We start from the raw sequence: 15,634 nt of genomic DNA, 5'->3' as shown, positions 1-15,634 counted from the left end.
CCTTCTAACTCAAATTTAACTCAATAAGCAACGGACTCTGCCTATGCACCAAACTGCGCATAGTGCAGGCGACTGTAAATACCGCCAGAAGCAAGCAGTTCCTCATGACGTCCCTGTTCCGTGATGCCTTGCTCGGCCACGACCACGATGCGGTCTGCGTTTTTGATCGTCGCCAGCCTATGAGCAATGACTAGTGTGGTACGCCCTTCGGACAACTCAGCCAGTGATTGTTGAATCGCAGCTTCCGTCTCGGTATCGAGCGCAGACGTCGCTTCATCCAGAATCAGAATCGGTGGATTCTTCAGGAACATACGAGCGATAGACAAGCGCTGCTTCTGTCCACCGGACAGCTTCACGCCGCGTTCTCCAATCAGTGTATCCAGCCCTTCCGGCATGGACAGAATCAAGGATTCCATCTGGGCCCGACGAGCCGCCATCCAGATTTCTTCTTCCGATGAATCCAGTTTGCCATACGCAATATTTTCCCGAATCGTGCCATCGAAGAGGAATACATCCTGCTGCACGATCCCGATCTGACTGCGCAAGGAATCCAGTGTCATGTGCTGAATGTCCTGACCATCAATCGTGATGCGCCCTTCCAGCACATCATAGAATCGTGGCAGCAGACTGCAAAGTGTTGTTTTCCCCGCACCCGACGGACCGACCAGAGCTACCGTTTCACCGGCACGAACACTTAGATCGATACCCTGAATGACCGGCTCTTGATCCGAATAACCGAAAGTCACTTGCTCGTAACGAATGTCTCCACGTAGATGAGATACCGGAACAGCATTAGGGCGGTCCCTGACATCCGGTTCCATATCAAGCAAGTCCGTATACCGTTTGAAACCTGCAATGCCTTTAGGATATGTCTCTATAACCGAATTAATCTTCTGAATGGGTGTCAGGAACACATTGGACAACATAATAAAGGCAATAAACTCACCATAGGTCATGCTGCCGTTAATGACAAACCACGTTCCGCATACGAGCACAAACAACGATACCAGCTTCATCAGCACATAACTGATGGAAGAGTTCCACGCCATAATTTTGTAAGCGACCAACTTGGTTTGACGGAAACGACCGTTGTTTACAGCAAATTGTGCTTTTTCATACTCTTCATTGGCAAAAGCCTGAACCACGCGAATACCCGTGATATTGTTTTCTACACGAGCATTGAAATCGGCAATATCCCCGAACATTCGGCTGAAGGCTTTGGACATTTTGTTCCCGAAATACAAAGATAGATAGATAATCAGCGGCACAATGATAAACGTCAGAATCGCCAGATTCCCATTAATGCTCATCATGATACTGAAGGCACCGACCAATGTCATCACGGCAATAAATACATCCTCCGGACCATGGTGGGCAATCTCTCCGATATCCATCAAATCATTCGTCATGCGGGATACCAGATGTCCGGTCTTTGTATTATCAAAATAACGGAAGGATAACTTCTGTACGTGATTGAACAGACTTTTACGCATATCCGTCTCGATATTGATCCCCAGCTTATGTCCCCAATAGGTTACAACGTAATTCAGGAATGAGTTCAGCAAGTAAATGCCCAGCAGTCCTAGACACGCCCATAGAATCCAATCCCAGCGTCCACCTGGCAGCAGATCATCTACAACCCGGTTCACAGCTAGCGGAAAAGCCAGCTCCAGCAACGCAACCAGAATTGCACAGGTGAAGTCCAGAATGAACAGTTTTTTGTACGGCCTATAATAGGCAAAAAAACGACGAAGCATAAACCTAGTTCCCCCTTACGGCAATCCTCCGTCAACATGATGATGATTACCTTCTATTTCGTCCTGCTTAAAAGATACAGGAAGTATGGTGCACCCAGAATTGCAACGAGAATCCCGGCTGGAATCTCCGAAGGTTGCAAAATGACACGTCCCAGCGTATCCGCGACTAGAACGAGCAATGACCCAACCAGAGCAGATGCGGGTAGCAAAAACTGATGTTTTGGCCCAACGAGACGACGCGCCAGATGAGGCCCAATTAGGCCAACAAAACCGATGCCGCCACTCACAGATACACAGGCTCCTGCCAGAATTGCCGCAGCAGCAAGCAAAATTACCCGTTCACGTTCTACGGGAGCACCAAGACCACTTGCTGTCTGATCCCCAAGATTTAATACATTCAGCACCCGTGCCTTCGCTAATACAAGCGGTACAAGCACCAGAATAAACGGCAACAGTGCCCAAACAAACTTCCAATTCGAGCCCCAAATGCTTCCTGCGAGCCAAGTGGCCACAAATTGATATTTCTCGGGACTAAGTCGCAACGTTAACACGATCATAGCTGAACTGATACCGGCTGCGATCCCGATTCCCGTGAGCAACATACGGGTTGGCAAGATGCCCTCCCCTTTTTTGTAGGAAAGGATATAGATTAGAAATGCTGCAAAGCTTGCGCCAATCAGCGCAAGGATCGGAAGCAGAAAGATCGGAGCTGCTGTCGTCGTTGGAAAAAAGGAAACAAACAGCATGACCATAAGCCCCGCTCCAGCATTAATACCTAGAATCCCGGGATCGGCGAGTGCGTTTCGTGATACCCCTTGCAGGATACAGCCCGACAACGCCAGACCCGCCCCGATTAGAACAGCAATCACAATACGAGGCAGTCTGAATTCAAACAGGATCAGCTCCTGTTTCGGTGTACCGCTGCCAAACAACGTCCGTAAAACCTCCAGCGGTGAAAGCTTGGTAAAGCCAGTATTCATACTGATAATAAAAGCTGTAATAATCAAAAGACCAAGCACAATAAGAACAACGATCCCTTTTGTTTTCTTTTTGCGCTCTGCACCAACCATAGTTGAGGAACTCATCTTACAGTGTCCTCCTTTCTTTCCGCGCCAGATACAGGAAGAACGGCACCCCGATGAGGGCTACCAATGCGCCAATCGGCGTTTCGTAAGGCGGGTTAATCATACGTGCTGCCAGATCCGAAAATACAAGCAACAGGCTGCCCATCACGGCAGAACAAGGAATAATCCAGCGATAATCGACCCCAACCAGCTTCCGGGTAAGGTGGGGGATGATCAGACCGACAAATCCGACTGCACCCACGACAGATACTGCAGTACCCGCCAGGATTAGTACTACAATCAAACCGACCAGCTTGATCACACCGGTACGCTGTCCCAATCCAACCGCAATCTCCTCGCCAAGACTGAGTAACGTAATTGAACGAGAGATGATCATGCCCACGATCAGTGCAGCGAGCACCCAAGGAAACATCACTTCAAGCTGAGACCACTTCGTTCCGGCCACCCCTCCGGCAGTCCAGAAGGCCAAGTCTTGTCCGATTCTGAAGTAGAGCGCAATCCCCTCACTCAGCGCAGACAACATTGCCGATACCGCGGCTCCAGCCAGCACGAGACGCAGCGGCGTCAGACCTGATCTGGATGCTGCACCGAAACCATACACAAGTAGGACACCAAGTCCTGCTCCCAGGAATGAGTACATAATAATGTACATGTACGGCAGGCCCGGGAAAAAGGCAAAACAGATCGCCAGTGCAAAGCCGGCGCCAGCGTTCAGACCAAGCAGTCCCGAATCGGCGAGCGGATTCCGGGTCATGCCTTGCATAATCGCTCCGGCAACAGCAAAGCAAGCACCCACCATCGCTCCGCCAAGAATACGAGGCAACCGAATCTCCCATATGATCTGATGGGGTGTCAAGTCAGGGTTAAAGTTAAATACCGCCTGCCAGACCACGCCGAGTTGAATATCAGCAGCACCAAATGAAATAGACAACGCCATGCCCAGAGCAAGCAGCAGAATACCGCCTGTTAGAATGAGAGTGGCTGCCCATGGGCGTGTATGGATTTTCGCTGTAGGTGACTCCTCATTTGATTGCGTGGAAGAACTATTCAAGTTCATACTTGTCCACCCGTGTTATGAGTGACGCTTATTAATCTTATGTACATAACAATCACCTCTCCAAAAATACCGCTTCTATTGATATTGATTCTCATTCCCATAGAACATTGTAAGGGAATCCTTCCCGTCTGGCAATGGACAAAAAGGACAACTTTCTTGCAGATATGAATATTTTCGCATGAATATGCATAAAAAAGGCCACACAGAGCTTCATTGCTCCTGTGTGGCACTCATACGATAACCTTACATATCCTTTATTTGATTCCAATATTCGCTGAGCGAGTCCGAGCCGTCATCAATGAAGCAAGTACATCCGGAAGATCGGTGATGATGCCTTGTACTCCCATATCCATCATCAATTCCATATCGCCGGGATCATTCACGGTAAACGGATAGGTGACTATACCTTGCGCAAGAGCAGCAGTTACTTCCTCTTTAGCCACAGCCAGCTTGTACGGATGAAGACCCGTTGCCTCCAGTTTAGCCGCATAATCATAAGGACGATACAACTTCTCCATGTATAAAAGCGCAGTACGAATGTCCGGCGCGATTCGCTTACACTTCACAAGCGAGGCATGATTAAAGCTGGATAGAACAACCTGTTGCTCCATGTTCCACTCCCGAATAACCTGAATGACCTTCTCTTCCATCCCCTTGTATGGCACGATGCCATTTTTCAACTCTACATTAAGCAGAATTCTCTTGCCTTGCACCAGGTTAAACAACATTTCCAGTGAAGGTATAGGCTCTCCGGCAAAATCCGCATGAAACCAGGAGCCTGCATCAAGAGTGCGCAATGTATCATAAGTGAAATCTTTAACCCAGCCCTCACTTCCCCCCGTCCGTTGTAAAGTTTCATCATGAATTAACACCAACTGGCCATCGGCTGACATCTGCACATCCGTCTCAATTCCCGTTGCCCCCAGCTCTAGCGCTCGCTCAAACGCAATCATCGTGTTTTCCGGGCATACCGCAGATGCACCACGGTGGGCAATAATTTCGATTTTGTTCAATCCAGACCCTCCTGCATTCAAAAGTGGATTCTATGAACTTTCACTATATACACCATTTGTCATACACGTATTAAGAGAGCGTATAATTGTATACTGGCTTGTTCATTCAGCACGGGTCTAACATTTAAAGGGCTGGGGATTCACTCATTTTTGCGAACTCAATCTAAAAACCAACATAATATAATATCAGTCGTAGACAACTGCACTCCGCTGTAAGGAGGTTGCCCTTTGAAACCGTTGAAATCACGAACAAGGAAGCACTCGATCTCTTCCAGATCTTGCTCTGCCCAAAAGTGCTCATCACACCATTCAGCGAAGAATAGATCAGAACCCGGATCAAAAATCAGTACGCCAAGACCTCCCGGATCACGACAAACGATTCCGCGCGCTTCTGTTCGAGGACTCTCTTTACCTGACAGAACAAGTAATCAGTCCGGCGTCATTGATCCCAAACAGAATACACTGGATAAACTGGCGTTTGTTGCGGCCATCCTTGCACTGATCGCTTCCGCTATTGGACTATACATTGCCTGGAAAACACTCATTCTGCCCAGCGATACTACGGAAATCGTCGTATAGTTTTCCAAGTAGATAGCTCTATCTCATTGCTATGGGATGGAGGTCTTTTTTTAGGCGCAAGCAAAAAAACCGTTCCCCTGAAACGCCGGTAGCCGCCGGCGTCTCTTTGGAAAGGCCATTTTCTTCGAATGATGCCATGAGTCAGCATGCATCTTTTATAAGAATGGTCTGAATTACAGTACGAACGTGCGGGAGATGATAACCAGCAGGATAAACAACACCAGGATTGCGCCTGTTGATGTCCATACACCACCACCGAAACCTCCACAGTAGCCGTAACCTGCTCCTTTGAGATCGCTCATGAGTGACACTCCCCTCTTCATCAAAGTACACTATAGACTATGTACGCAAGCGTTATTTGCTTGGGCAAATGAGGAAGTTTTTCTCTTGAAGCATCAGGTTAACAATTGGGTGTTTACTTTCCGCTGAGTTCAGACCATTTCTGAGTCAATTCCTTGGGGCTGTAGGCAGCCATCTGAGCAAGCAGCTCAGCCGGATCAGACTCAAGACTCCACAAACTGAGATGTGATGTGTTGGAGAAGCCTTCGTGCACACTGTGCTCCACCATTTTCATAAGTGGTTCATAATAACCGTTGACATTCAAAAGGCCAACAGGTTTGCGATGAATGCCGATCTGTGCCCAGCACAGTACCTCGAACAATTCTTCAAACGTGCCCATCCCACCCGGAAGTGCGATAAATCCATCGGATAACTGTGCCATCGTTGACTTCCGTTCATGCATCGTACCCACTTCAATCAGTTGAGTAAGCCCGCCGTGAACCACCTCACCCCGGAATAACCCCGTAGGCATAACCCCAATCACTTCTCCGCCTGCCTCGAGAGCCGCATCCGCGACTGCCCCCATCAAACCCATACAAGACCCGCCATAGACCAGGGCATATCCGCTGCCCGCAATCTGTTCCCCCAAAAGGGAAGCATGCTTAATATAATCAGGATGATTTCCCGGGTTAGACCCTGCAAAAACACATATCCGTTTCAAGTGGTTTCACTCCTTTTCGAGTTCTATCTCCTTAGTATACAGTATAAGTGTCATTGCTATGTTACAGCACGTTAACAGAACTCATGCAAAACGTTATATGAAGTTTGAAATCGTTTATTTCTTTGCTTCTCCATGTTGCTTTCATGCGCCTCCCGCTAAAAAAAGAGAAAAAAATACCCGGCCGTTTGCAGCCGGCCGGGTTCCCAAATCCATACACATTAATTTAGAAGGGGTTGTTACTACCTACTATAAGATCGAAACATTAATGCTGTATGATCACAATATGAAATACATATTAAATTTCAACCAGACTACCGTATGCCGCGCCGCGAACGTACCACAAACATGTGCTTGTCCTTGCGAAGCAGACGGCCGTCTTCAAGCTCGACCTGATCTTCGTCATGTCTTACAATCGTAGTGGATAACGCTACAATTTTGGCACGCCGCCAAATCATAATCTGTGACTTGAAATAAATCGCATTTTCAAACTGCACTGCCTTTTTCATCACATATCCGATCTTGTGCACTTCAGAACGTGCTTTCTTCAGAGGCAGGCTTTCGTCAGGAAGTGGTTTGATCATTGCAATATTGTCAAACGATACTTTAATCCGTTTCGGTCCAATTCGAACACATTCCGTTTCTTCATCCCACTCTACCAGCGTTCCCTTCAGAGGCTCGCGAATTCCTGTTGCCCGGTATACTGCTACTTTTCGTCCAATCCAATGTCGCAATGTGCTCGCCTCCAATCTATCTATATCCGTTGAACCAAAGATATTTACACAGACACTCCAATGACAGAAGAACCTGGAGAGTAGCTGTTATCCCCAGATTTTTTGATTCCCTTTTCCAAAGGGGAAAATCCGGTGATAAAGGCGAACGCTTCGCTTTTTCAGGTTTTTTCTGTCCTCTCCGTTCCTTGTGTAAATGATTTGTTCAACATATCTAGTTTTCAGGTATTGTCCAATCGATCGGTTTAATACCTTTGGAGACGAGAAATTCATTAGCTTTGGAAAAAGGCCGACTGCCAAGAAAGCCGCGATGTGCTGCTAAAGGGCTGGGATGTGTTGATTCCAGCACCAGATGTTTGTCTCTATTAATAAAAGCACCCTTCTTCTGAGCATGACTTCCCCATAGCATGTACACCATAGGCTCATTGCGTTCATTCAGCTCACGAATAACAGCATCCGTGAACGTCTGCCACCCCAAGGCCTGATGAGAATTCGGCTGACTCTCCCGAACCGTCAGAACCGCATTTAGCAACAACACACCCTGCTCTGCCCAGTGAATAAGTGAACCGTGCTTTGGAACAGGCACACCCAGATCGGCCTGAAGTTCCTTATATATATTTTTCAGTGAAGGGGGTACTCGCACCCCCGGTCTGACCGAGAAACTTAATCCATGCGCCTGCCCTGCCCCATGATAAGGATCTTGACCAATAATAACGGCTTTTACCCGATGATACGGGGTCAAATTCAAGGCAGAGAACAAATCTTCCTTGGGCGGGTAGACAGTCTGTGTTTTATATTCAGCAGCAAGTGCATAACGAATCTTGTCAAAATACTCCGCTTCCGTCTCCTGCTGTAACACCTCGTCCCAATCATTTCCAAACATAATATATAGGCTCCTTTCCCCTGATGAATACATATCCGTGTAGCCCGTTTGGAAGGGCTCTTCCCTGCAAGAGTCACATGTCCCGCGACTCATAGACTATCCATCATTTTAACATAACCGTAGTCGACAGACCAGAAGTGTACGACAATGAGCAAGGAAACCGTTCAGATAAATAAAAGAAACACTCAAAAAGGGACGAAACAGAATACGTTCTGCTTCGCCCCTTTCATATTGATCTGTATACCCGTGTTCATCGTAAAGCCTACCGATGTTATGCGTGTGCGAGCTCCTCTTGCGCCTGCTTTTGTTCCGTCTGTTGGTCCACCAGCACCCGACTAATTCGACCCAAACCTTCCTTCAGGACAGAGCGAGGGCAAGCCAGGTTCAACCGGATGCAACCTTCTCCGTTTGCCACAAACATCCCCCCGTCCTCCAGCAATACGCCTGCTTGCTCCGCAAAGAACAGAGGCAGGCTGACATTCTTCGGTGCATATGGCGTAATATCAATCCAGGCAAGGTACGTTGCCTCAGGAATGTGAAAAACGGCAAGCGGCAGATGTGTTTTTAAAAAATCATCAACATACGCAAAGTTATCATCCAGGTAAAGCTTTAACTGTCTCAGCCATTCATCGCCATGTTCATAAGCTGCTTGAGTTGCCGCAATACTTAGCGGATTTTTGAAGCCGTAATGACGTGCCTGCCAGATCTCCCTTAGTGCCTTGTTGGGAATAATGACATTGGAAAACATCAGACCCGCCATGTTGAACGTTTTGCTGGGAGACATACAAGTTATAATTCGGTCTGTATCCGGGAACAGTTTGGCGAGTGGGGTATGTGTTTTTCCCGTACGAAGCAGATCACAATGAATCTCATCTGATATGATCCATAGCTCATTATTCAAACAGATTTCGCCTACTCGCTTCAGTTCCTCCGTGCTCCAGATGCGTCCAGATGGATTATGCGGATTACAGAAAATGCATACCCGAACTTTCTCGTCTCTGGCTTTCGCTTCAAAATCGTCAAAGTCAATCGTATAGTGCCCTTCTTCATTTAACATGTCCGAGCACACCAGCTCAAGCTGGTTATGGTCTGCTGCCGATTTGAAAAATCCATAGGACGGTGTCAGGATCAATACCTTTTCGTCCGGCTGGCAGATATACTCCACCAGTTCATAGAGCGCGGGAATAATGCCATTCGATGTCTCCAGATGCTCCTTCGGGAAAGACCAGTCATAATATCGTTTCATCCAGCTTGCTACCGCTTCGTAGTAACTCGGGTCAAAAACTTGTGAATACCCCATAATGCGGCGATCCAGACGATCTTTCACGGCATCCAAAATCTCGGGAGGTGTAGCGAACTCCATATCGGCAATCCACATGCGGATGAACTCCTCATCCTTAAACGGAAATTTCATCTCACTCGTTGCGTTGAAAATATATTGGCGGAAACCATCCGTATTCATGGCGTTGGTTCCGGTGCGGTCAATGATCTCATCAAAATTATAAGAATTGTCTATCTTGTTCGTATTGCTCATCTTGGTCATAGGGTTAACTCCTCTGTCTTTTCATTTCATCATTTATGGATGTTGAATCTATCCGTTCTTCGGTTCATCACTTCTAACCCTATTGTTCCATGCCGCGGGAGTTGCATCAAATGCAAGGGAATCTACTTAGAAGAAACAAAACACTTTTGATGTTTCCTTAGAATAGGCTTTTCATTGAAAAAGTGATATATTTCTGATAGGCTTTGGCTTTTAAGAAAGACTTTCAGCTTATTTGTCTATTCTCAGGAAACACTTCTGATCATCCAACTCGATAAGGAGCACCCCAATGAACAACATCAACCAGGAAGTGGGCAAAAAAATACGAAACTTCCGCAAATGGCGCGGGCTCACCGTACAACAACTGGCAGACCAGATTTTCAAGAGCAAAGGTACTCTTTCCAAATATGAGAGCGGTGATATTACGCTGGATCTCGTCACACTGCACCAGATTGCAGATGCGCTGAACATTCAGGTTGAGCAGTTGCTCTACCAAGAACCGAGGCATGCGTCTCCGCTGATGAACACGGTCCAATCCAGCTTTTTCAAAAACTCCACCCGCTTCTATTCGTACTTCTACGACGGCAGGAACAACAGTCTCATTCGCTGCGTGATCGACATGATGGCTCAATCGGACGCCAATCGTTACCGTACGGTGATGTATATGAATGTGAAGGATTTTGACAATTATCAGGAATGTGAAAATATGTACTGGGGTCATACCGAGCATTATGATACGTTGACTACACTCATTTTGAAAAATCAGGCTACACCACTGGAGAATCTGTATATTAATATTTTGGCATCCTTCCAGGAGTCGGAGAAAAAATGGGGACTCATGGCAGGTGTTTCATTCAGACCGTTTATGCCCATTGCGCTGAAAATGCTTTTCTCCCGCACACCACTGCCGGAAACGCCAGACCTATACAACGAGCTGAAAATATCCAAAGAGGATCTGCGTACGCTTAAAATTTACAACATGCTTGCGGTCACTTAAACAGGGACCCAAATAAGAAAAAAAGACACTTGCCCAAGCTGTTTTACTTACCAGCCCTTGCAAGTGTCTCTTCTTTTTATCTACAGATGTTTTTTCTAAAGATATTGATTGAATCTTTCTTTTCACAGCCGCAACCCTGGTTACCGCTCCTTAATGTTTGATCAGATCCAACGTTTCATCAAACTGTTGCTTCTGTTCCTCAATCTTGTGCTCATTTCCAATAACACACCGATGCTGTTGCTCCAGAATGGCAGAGACAAATCCGGCAAACCCGATAATATCGCTCTCTTTCGTACCAAGCACCTCATTGCGCTCCTGCTGCAGATCAGCTTCCGTCACATTGGACAGATAACATTCCAGCGAGAATGCCCCTTCACTGTAAGGCGTTCTTGGCGTATCCAGATCCTGAATCGCCCCAATGATATAACGAGTCATCTCCCGTTCGTCGGCACGGAAATCGTTCAAATACTGCGGAATCTCCTCGTATACTTTGTAGGTTTTATCCAGATTCGGGTCACGGTAGGAAGCCAGGAAACTGTCACCATTGCGTCTGAACCCGGACATACAGCCGTAAGCGCCACCTTTGGCACGGATATTGTTCCACAGATAGTCCAATGACAAAATACCCTGTAACACACGTAATGAGCCCGTATAGGCGTAGCCCTTTTCAGCATAGTTCCCGGTTTGAACGACATATTGAACCTCGGAAGGAGAACGGAAACCTTCGTTATGTGTTGCAGGCGTAAAGGTAAAAGCTTCCTTCGCCACATCATGTGTGAACAGTTTGGCTTTCAGAGCGGACACCTGCTCTTCCAGACCTTCGTATCCTTTATCGTCTGCCGTGTAACTGACAAGCAGGTTCTCCGGTCTGAAAATGTAACCCATCAGCTCTTGCAGGCTGGAAGACAGCTGTTCTTTTTTCGCATCAAAGTTCGCCTGTAGATCCTCAAGCCACTGATAATAAGCAATCCCGCTAACCGCCTCCCGGAAATCAGCAACGGCTGAATGTTTCGAGGACGATCTGGCAACTCCTGCGGAATGACCACTGTTGATCAGACTGCGTTGCAAATTACCTTTCACCTGAGAAATAATCTCGAAAAGTCGCTTCGAGTTGTCAAAACGGGACGTAAACACGATCTCCTTGATCATATCAAAAGCAAATCCCAGTTTGTCATACAGCACCTTCGCATTGAACTCATAGGTTGCTTTGAAATCATGAAGCTGATGCGCATTCGCATACGAACCAACCCCGCTGTTGATGCCACCAGAATGGATATGAATTTCATTCGATAACTCGTTAAACAAGTAGTTTTGAGTGTCCACGTAACCAAGTACGTTTTTGAGCAATCCCACATAAGGCAACAAGCGGCGCGGTACTTCCTTGATATCAAACAACAGTCTCAGATAACCAATACCGTTCGTATACAAGTTATGATGCAAAATCGTTGTGCCATCCACGTTGTTCAGTGTTTGGTACAGTTTAGACGCCTTCGTATCAATGTCCTCAATGGACAACGTCGGGATTACCTGCTGCTGTTCCTTGGTTGAAGGGGTATTCTGGTACTCGGCGAGCGCTTCGGTGCGCTTAATCATATCCTGCACCTCTTCTGGACGAAGTCCAGCCTGCACTGACTTCAACCGCTCCTTCAGCGCCTCTTCCTTGCGTGCGTTCAAGCCTTTGTCCGGCGTGAGCGCAACAAATGATGTATGTGTGTTTTGTAATAAATACTTCTCAATCAGTTGTTCGAAATAACTGTCTTTCATTTTGGACCGAAGTTCTGCAAATACATCATTCGCTTCAAAATACGTGAAAGGCGCTTCCTTATCATACAGCCAGCTTTGGAGGGAGGAGAGTCCGTAGATCAGTCCTTTCGGCATCCGGCCAAAGTCCGCTTCCCGGTGATTGAACTCATAAGAGTTGATTCCGGCAAGCAATGCTTTCGGGTCAAAGCCTTCTTTCACAACGCGCTCCAGCACTTCCTTGATCGTCCCGAGAAATTCGTCCTTACTGGACAAGTTGCTCTTCTTCAGTCCCACCGTGAACACGGGTTGATACAAGCTATCATCATAAGAGCCGTAGACATCCTTCGCGATGCCTTTATCCAGCAAGGCTTGCTTCAGAACAGCTCCCGGTGCATTGAGCAGTGCGTATAACAAAATCTGAAACGCAATGTTCAATTCCTTATCCAGACTTGTGCCAATCACCGCATTATAGGTCAAAAAGCTATTGTCTACTTCGGATTCCGTACTTCCCGCAGAGTAGGACTTCACCGTATCCACCCGTTTCGGGAAAGAAGATTGCAGTTTAATCTCGGAGTCAATCTCGATCCGATCATAGTTGCCTAAGTAATTTTCATCCAGCCACTGCAGCTTTTCTTCCATATCCATATCCCCGTATAGATAGATGTAACTGTTGGACGGATGATAGTACCGTTTGTGGAAATCAAGCAATCCTTCATAAGTGAGATCCAGAATCGCCTCCGGGAAGCCCCCAGATTCACAGGAGTATGTTGTATCCGGGAAAAGAGAATTCAGCACCTCTCGTCGAACTAACCGTTCCGGCGAAGAAAAGGCACCCTTCATCTCGTTATACACTACGCCGTTGTATGTCAGTTCGTCTTCTGGTGAAGTCAGGTTGTAATTCCAACCTTCCTGCAAAAATATTTTTTCATTCTCATAAATATTCGTATTTAATACCGCATCCAGGTACACATCCATCAAGTTATGGAAATCATGATCGTTGCGACTCGCAACGGGGTAGACGGTTTTGTCAGGATACGTCATTGCGTTGAGGAATGTATTGAGTGAACCTTTGAGCAGCTCCACAAAAGAATCTTTAGCCGGGAACTTTTTCGAGCCACATAGCACGGAGTGTTCCAGGATATGAGCTACCCCTGTATCATCTTCAGGAGGTGTCCGAAAACCGATGTTGAACACCTTGTTATCATCACTATTGGACAACAGTACGATATGAGCACCCGATTTTTGATGTTCCAGCAGGTACGCATCGGATTTCAGTTCTTCGATTCTACGCTCCTGTAATACCTTATATGGCTTAAGCTGTTTCAACATAAACTTGAGTCCTCCGTCCATAGATTGTTGTGTTGGTTGATGCGAAAGGTAATATATGCCTATCGATAGTATACACCATTGTGACCTCTCTTCATAAATAGACGCCAGAATCCACTTTCTGATATGTATTATGTGGGGGTTGTGTTTATGAACTGTGGGGAAAAGTGACAAGTTAGGCTCCAATTTTTTCCTGTCATTATGTATGGTTTTGACCTACGGCTTCTAACTTTAAGTTATATAAGACACAAAGGAAATTCTTTTGATAATTCGTTAACAATTAGATTAACTTTACTCATCAGTATACGAACCTAAGTTCATAAATTAAAAATTGCTCCATCAACATGAGCTGATGGAGCATCTTCTTCTAGTATTCGCTTACTTCAAACGTCAAGACACGATCAAATAGAATATAATCTTTGCGGCTTTTGAATGGACCTTTGTTATTATCGTGCTTGTCAATTGCGTATGATGCTTTTCCGCTTCCTGCTTGTTTTGTTTCGTACCAATCAATGAAACTATTTACTTCTTGCATACTAAGATCAAATTCTTTTTCAAGACCTGTGGTCATAGTCACGACAAGGATTGCTCGGTTACCTGATGGCTCTTCTGGTTCAACGACCGGCGCTTGAGGTGTTGCAGATGCTTCATTGGAGTATTCCGATTCAACACCATCGACAACAGCATTTACAATAAAATAATATGTAGTCCCGTTTTTCAAACCAGGAATAATAAAATTACCGTAATCATCTTTTGTAGCTGTTACAGTTTCAGTGTACTCACCAGACTCAATCCCATATCTTACAACGTACCCCGTTGCTTCTTGAATTGGGCTCCATGTCAATGATGCTTGGGAATCACCACCTGTTGCCTCTAACTGAATTGATGCTTCGTTGTAAAAATTTAATTCTGCTACATTATATGTTTTTGTACCCTTCTGAGTAATGGTTATTTGTTTTACATCTTTTAGTGCATTAGAAAGCTTATATATCCCTCCGTCACCTGGAATTGATTTATTTGGAATGCTTCCTAAAAGACCGGCACCGTTCTTATCCATAAAATAAATAGAAACAGGGCCTCCATCATAATTTAATATATGGAACTTGTAACTATTAATATTTACTGGTGTTTCAAATGTGTATACAAGTGTATCTGCAACTTTCAAATCACTTCTTTCAGTAGGTAAAGCAAAATAGGTTTCAATATTGTTGTCAGTAATGGCCGTTGTTGAACCGAATATATTTACATTGCTCGAACCTGTTTTAACGGGCTTACCATCTAACAGCCCTAGGGAACTAGCATCCTCTGCTGATGCATTTAATTGAAAAACTAAGCCTGTTAAAATTAACATTGCACCTAACAAAAAAACTAATTTACTAACAAATGACTTTATCATAATCATTCCTCCATCTCATGAACTGATCTTAAGATACAATCTTCCTCCGTTGATGTCTAAACATTAACTTGCTGATCTATAAATATCATCTAATTTATTGCATTTTTATTTTATATTGGATGTACGTACCGACAAAATACCCGTTTCTATTCTCAAATATTTGAGTAAAATTAAACACAAAGAAGGCATTTTACCGATAACTTTTATAAATAGTCAGATGAACGGTTGACAAAGTGCCTAAAATTCCTGTGAATCTGATTTTTAATTCTAAAAAAAAGATCACATTCAACTTGTTTAACAAGTCAAATGTGATCTTTTCTGTAAGATGCCGAGGACCGGGATCGAACCGGTACGGTAGTCACCTACCGCAGGATTTTAAGTCCTGTGCGTCTGCCAATTCCGCCACCCCGGCGTATGTAATATTTTCTTGGCGACAAGAAATATCTTACCATGAATAAATTAATAATGCAACCCTTTTTCCTAAAAAAATGAAACAGGCACTGCAAGCGCCAGCTCACAGTGCCTAGAAA

13 protein-coding genes and 1 tRNA gene are annotated in these 15,634 nt (G+C 45.5%); 2 read left to right on the top strand and 12 right to left on the bottom strand.

Features of this window, described 5'->3' with window-relative positions; genetic code table 11:
• Positions 1 to 41: 41 nt before the first annotated feature.
• The 4 genes from J2T16_RS11840 to J2T16_RS11825 all read right to left on the bottom strand — a co-directional run bounded on the left by J2T16_RS11840 (position 42) and on the right by J2T16_RS11825 (position 4,912).
• Positions 42 to 1,757, bottom strand: a complete 1,716-nt coding sequence (locus J2T16_RS11840; protein WP_499018379.1) for an ABC transporter ATP-binding protein — start codon at positions 1,755 to 1,757, stop codon at positions 42 to 44.
• 53 nt (positions 1,758 to 1,810) lie between these two features.
• Positions 1,811 to 2,842, bottom strand: a complete 1,032-nt coding sequence (locus J2T16_RS11835) for a FecCD family ABC transporter permease (RefSeq protein ID WP_499018378.1) — start codon at positions 2,840 to 2,842, stop codon at positions 1,811 to 1,813.
• Position 2,843: 1 nt separating this feature from the next.
• Positions 2,844 to 3,899 carry a FecCD family ABC transporter permease gene (locus J2T16_RS11830; RefSeq protein WP_090923705.1) on the bottom strand — a complete coding sequence of 352 codons (1,056 nt, stop codon included), beginning with the start codon at positions 3,897 to 3,899 and terminating at the stop codon, positions 2,844 to 2,846.
• A gap of 254 nt (positions 3,900 to 4,153) precedes the next feature.
• A complete protein-coding gene (locus J2T16_RS11825; protein ID WP_499018377.1) occupies positions 4,154 to 4,912 on the bottom strand; it encodes a glycerophosphodiester phosphodiesterase in 759 nt (252 codons plus the stop codon).
• Positions 4,913 to 5,140: 228 nt separating this feature from the next.
• On the opposite strand from J2T16_RS11825, the gene J2T16_RS11820 reads away from it, so the two are divergent.
• Positions 5,141 to 5,491 carry a hypothetical protein gene (locus tag J2T16_RS11820; protein WP_499018376.1) on the top strand — a complete coding sequence of 117 codons (351 nt, stop codon included), beginning with the start codon at positions 5,141 to 5,143 and terminating at the stop codon, positions 5,489 to 5,491.
• 173 nt (positions 5,492 to 5,664) lie between these two features.
• Here the strand turns inward: J2T16_RS11820 and J2T16_RS11815 are convergent, their stop codons facing one another.
• The 5 genes from J2T16_RS11815 to J2T16_RS11795 form a co-directional block, all read right to left on the bottom strand.
• A complete protein-coding gene (locus J2T16_RS11815; RefSeq protein ID WP_260510917.1) occupies positions 5,665 to 5,793 on the bottom strand; it encodes a hypothetical protein in 129 nt (42 codons plus the stop codon).
• Between the two features lie 113 nt (positions 5,794 to 5,906).
• Positions 5,907 to 6,491, bottom strand: coding sequence for an LOG family protein (locus J2T16_RS11810; RefSeq protein WP_339831467.1), 585 nt, complete (start codon positions 6,489 to 6,491; stop codon positions 5,907 to 5,909).
• A 311-nt stretch (positions 6,492 to 6,802) separates the two neighbouring features.
• Positions 6,803 to 7,222 (bottom strand): hypothetical protein, encoded by a 420-nt coding sequence (locus J2T16_RS11805; RefSeq protein WP_090923709.1) that lies wholly within the window; start codon positions 7,220 to 7,222, stop codon positions 6,803 to 6,805.
• A 211-nt stretch (positions 7,223 to 7,433) separates the two neighbouring features.
• Positions 7,434 to 8,102 (bottom strand): uracil-DNA glycosylase, encoded by a 669-nt coding sequence (gene ung, locus J2T16_RS11800; RefSeq protein WP_499018374.1) that lies wholly within the window; start codon positions 8,100 to 8,102, stop codon positions 7,434 to 7,436.
• A 271-nt stretch (positions 8,103 to 8,373) separates the two neighbouring features.
• Positions 8,374 to 9,645 carry a MalY/PatB family protein gene (locus J2T16_RS11795; RefSeq protein WP_499018373.1) on the bottom strand — a complete coding sequence of 424 codons (1,272 nt, stop codon included), beginning with the start codon at positions 9,643 to 9,645 and terminating at the stop codon, positions 8,374 to 8,376.
• Between the two features lie 286 nt (positions 9,646 to 9,931).
• Here J2T16_RS11795 and J2T16_RS11790 point away from each other — a divergent pair, with 286 nt between their 5' ends.
• Positions 9,932 to 10,639 carry a helix-turn-helix domain-containing protein gene (locus J2T16_RS11790; protein WP_499018372.1) on the top strand — a complete coding sequence of 236 codons (708 nt, stop codon included), beginning with the start codon at positions 9,932 to 9,934 and terminating at the stop codon, positions 10,637 to 10,639.
• A gap of 150 nt (positions 10,640 to 10,789) precedes the next feature.
• Here the strand turns inward: J2T16_RS11790 and J2T16_RS11785 are convergent, their stop codons facing one another.
• The 3 genes from J2T16_RS11785 to J2T16_RS11775 all read right to left on the bottom strand — a co-directional run bounded on the left by J2T16_RS11785 (position 10,790) and on the right by J2T16_RS11775 (position 15,516).
• On the bottom strand, positions 10,790 to 13,711 hold the full coding sequence (locus J2T16_RS11785; RefSeq protein ID WP_499018370.1) for an insulinase family protein: 2,922 nt from the start codon (positions 13,709 to 13,711) through the stop codon (positions 10,790 to 10,792).
• A 364-nt stretch (positions 13,712 to 14,075) separates the two neighbouring features.
• The gene (locus J2T16_RS11780) at positions 14,076 to 15,104 is read right to left on the bottom strand and encodes a fibronectin type III domain-containing protein (protein ID WP_260510916.1); all 1,029 of its coding nucleotides are present in this window, start codon (positions 15,102 to 15,104) and stop codon (positions 14,076 to 14,078) included.
• 326 nt (positions 15,105 to 15,430) lie between these two features.
• Positions 15,431 to 15,516: transfer RNA gene (locus J2T16_RS11775), tRNA-Leu, on the bottom strand.
• Positions 15,517 to 15,634: the final 118 nt, after the last annotated feature.

It is taken from the genome of Paenibacillus intestini, from assembly GCF_030803945.1.
GTDB classification, from domain to species: Bacteria; Bacillota; Bacilli; order Paenibacillales; family Paenibacillaceae; genus Paenibacillus; species Paenibacillus polysaccharolyticus.
Note: the sequence above shows the minus strand (reverse complement) of the source record. Positions and strands in the feature narration are given on the sequence as shown.

Excerpts from the sequence above, each read along its gene's own strand:
- J2T16_RS11795 (WP_499018373.1), bottom strand. The coding sequence starts at position 9,645 with ATGACCAAGATGAGCAATACGAACAAGATAGACAATTCTTATAATTTT.
- J2T16_RS11815 (WP_260510917.1), bottom strand. The coding sequence starts at position 5,793 with ATGAGCGATCTCAAAGGAGCAGGTTACGGCTACTGTGGAGGTTTCGGT.
- J2T16_RS11790 (WP_499018372.1), top strand. The coding sequence starts at position 9,932 with ATGAACAACATCAACCAGGAAGTGGGCAAAAAAATACGAAACTTCCGC.
- J2T16_RS11840 (WP_499018379.1), bottom strand. The coding sequence starts at position 1,757 with ATGCTTCGTCGTTTTTTTGCCTATTATAGGCCGTACAAAAAACTGTTC.
- J2T16_RS11835 (WP_499018378.1), bottom strand. The coding sequence starts at position 2,842 with ATGAGTTCCTCAACTATGGTTGGTGCAGAGCGCAAAAAGAAAACAAAA.
- J2T16_RS11830 (WP_090923705.1), bottom strand. The coding sequence starts at position 3,899 with ATGAACTTGAATAGTTCTTCCACGCAATCAAATGAGGAGTCACCTACA.
- J2T16_RS11785 (WP_499018370.1), bottom strand. The coding sequence starts at position 13,711 with ATGTTGAAACAGCTTAAGCCATATAAGGTATTACAGGAGCGTAGAATC.
- ung (WP_499018374.1), bottom strand. The coding sequence starts at position 8,102 with ATGTTTGGAAATGATTGGGACGAGGTGTTACAGCAGGAGACGGAAGCG.
- J2T16_RS11780 (WP_260510916.1), bottom strand. The coding sequence starts at position 15,104 with ATGATAAAGTCATTTGTTAGTAAATTAGTTTTTTTGTTAGGTGCAATG.